The sequence below is a fragment of the Stutzerimonas stutzeri genome (assembly GCF_013522825.1).
Taxonomy (GTDB): domain Bacteria; phylum Pseudomonadota; class Gammaproteobacteria; order Pseudomonadales; family Pseudomonadaceae; genus Stutzerimonas; species Stutzerimonas stutzeri_AK.
This window is the reverse complement of record NZ_JAAMQZ010000097.1, coordinates 1-1,496: the sequence shown is the minus strand read 5'-3', so window position 1 is coordinate 1,496 and position 1,496 is coordinate 1. Positions and strand designations below refer to the sequence as shown.

The 1,496-nt window shown below is 61.3% G+C and carries 1 protein-coding gene and 1 pseudogene; both read left to right on the top strand.

Annotated features, from left to right (window positions below; translation table 11 throughout):
- Positions 1-108, top strand: a pseudogene (locus G7020_RS23745) (IS5/IS1182 family transposase); the annotation flags it as partial.
- 74 nt (positions 109-182) lie between these two features.
- Complete coding sequence (locus G7020_RS23740; protein WP_258189498.1) at positions 183-1,469, top strand: tyrosine-type recombinase/integrase; 1,287 nt, start codon at positions 183-185, stop codon at positions 1,467-1,469.
- Positions 1,470-1,496: the final 27 nt, after the last annotated feature.

Below are 1,496 nucleotides of genomic sequence, written 5' to 3'. Positions count from 1 at the left end.
GCCCGGCTAAAGCACTACCGGGCTGTGGCATCTCGGTTCGACAAACTCAAGAGAAATTACGAAAGCGTCGTGGCCATGGCCTGTGCCTTTCTCTGGTTACCCATGTGAAACGGCAACAGACCCTAGCAAAATAAGGTGTATATGATCCATCTATCACCCCTTCTTGCCGACCCCGTGACACCATGCTTACAGATGCTCACTGCCGTGCTGCCAAACCGAAGGAGCAGCTCTACCGCCTGAATGACCTTCGCGGCCTTTACCTTGAAGTGAAGCCCAATGGGGTGAAGGCTTGGCGCTACCGCTTCAAGCTGGGCGGCAAGGGGTCGTGGTTCGCGCTGGGCGACTACCCTGCCGTCAGCCTTGCCGAAGCGCGGGACAAGTGCGAGGAAGCGCGGAAGCTGGTCAAGCAGGGCATCAACCCCGTCCAGCACCGGCAGCTTGAGCGCCTCAAGCGCGAAGAGGATTCCGCCAATACCTTCGAGACCGTCGCCAAAGAGTGGCTGGCTCTGCGGGACTGGGAGGACATCACCAAGAAACGCCGCCTGGACATGCTGGAGCGGGTGGTCTTCCCCAGCATCGGCAAGCTCCCGGTGCGCGACATCACCCCTGCGCACGTTCTCGACATCCTTACCAAGACCGTGAAACGCGGTGCGCCGACTGTCGCTGCGGAAGCCAAGCGCACCATGTCCGGTGTCTTCGAGCTGGCAGTTGCCACCTTGCGGGCAGACAACGATCCCGTCTGGCCCGTCCGCAAGGCTTTGCCCGCCAACAAGACGCAACACAAGACGGCACTGACCACCGCGCAGATCGGCAAGCTGCTCAACGACTTCGACAACCACCGTTGCGGCTATCAGGTCAATTTCTGCATCCAGTTGATGTGGTGGACACTGGCGCGTCCCAGCGAAGCGGCAGAAGCGGAATGGGTTGAATTCGATCTCGATGCCGCGCTTTGGACGATCCCAGCCCGGCGCATGAAAGCCCGTCGCGAGCATGTTGTGCCGCTGCCGTCGCAAGCCGTGGATATGCTGCGCCGCCTGCACGCCATCAGCGGCGACCGGACACACCTCTTTCCCGGCAGGGATGACCGCAACAGACCGATGTCGGTGCATTCGATCCGGCAGGCGCTCAAGGTACTGGGCTGGAGCGGCACCTACAGCCCACACGGCACCAGAACCACAGGCAGCACCCGTCTGAACGAAATGGGCTATCGCCCGGATGCCATTGAGGCGCAGCTTGCCCATGCGGAACCCAACTCGGTGCGCCGCACCTACAACCATGCCACCTACCTCGAAGAGCGGCGGGGCATGATGCAGGCATGGGCGGACAAGCTCGAAATCTGGAAGCGGGAGAGCACAGGTGAAGTCAGTAGAATGCGGATTCCACGGTCATCTGGCCACCCATTCCATGAGCATCTGACCACCGATTCCACGCTGATCCGGCCACCCATTCCACGCGCATCCGGCCACTGATTCCACGGCCATCCGGCCACTCAACCG

Coding starts and splice junctions, on each gene's coding strand:
- G7020_RS23740 (WP_258189498.1), top strand. CDS start 183: ATGCTTACAGATGCTCACTGCCGTGCTGCCAAACCGAAGGAGCAGCTC.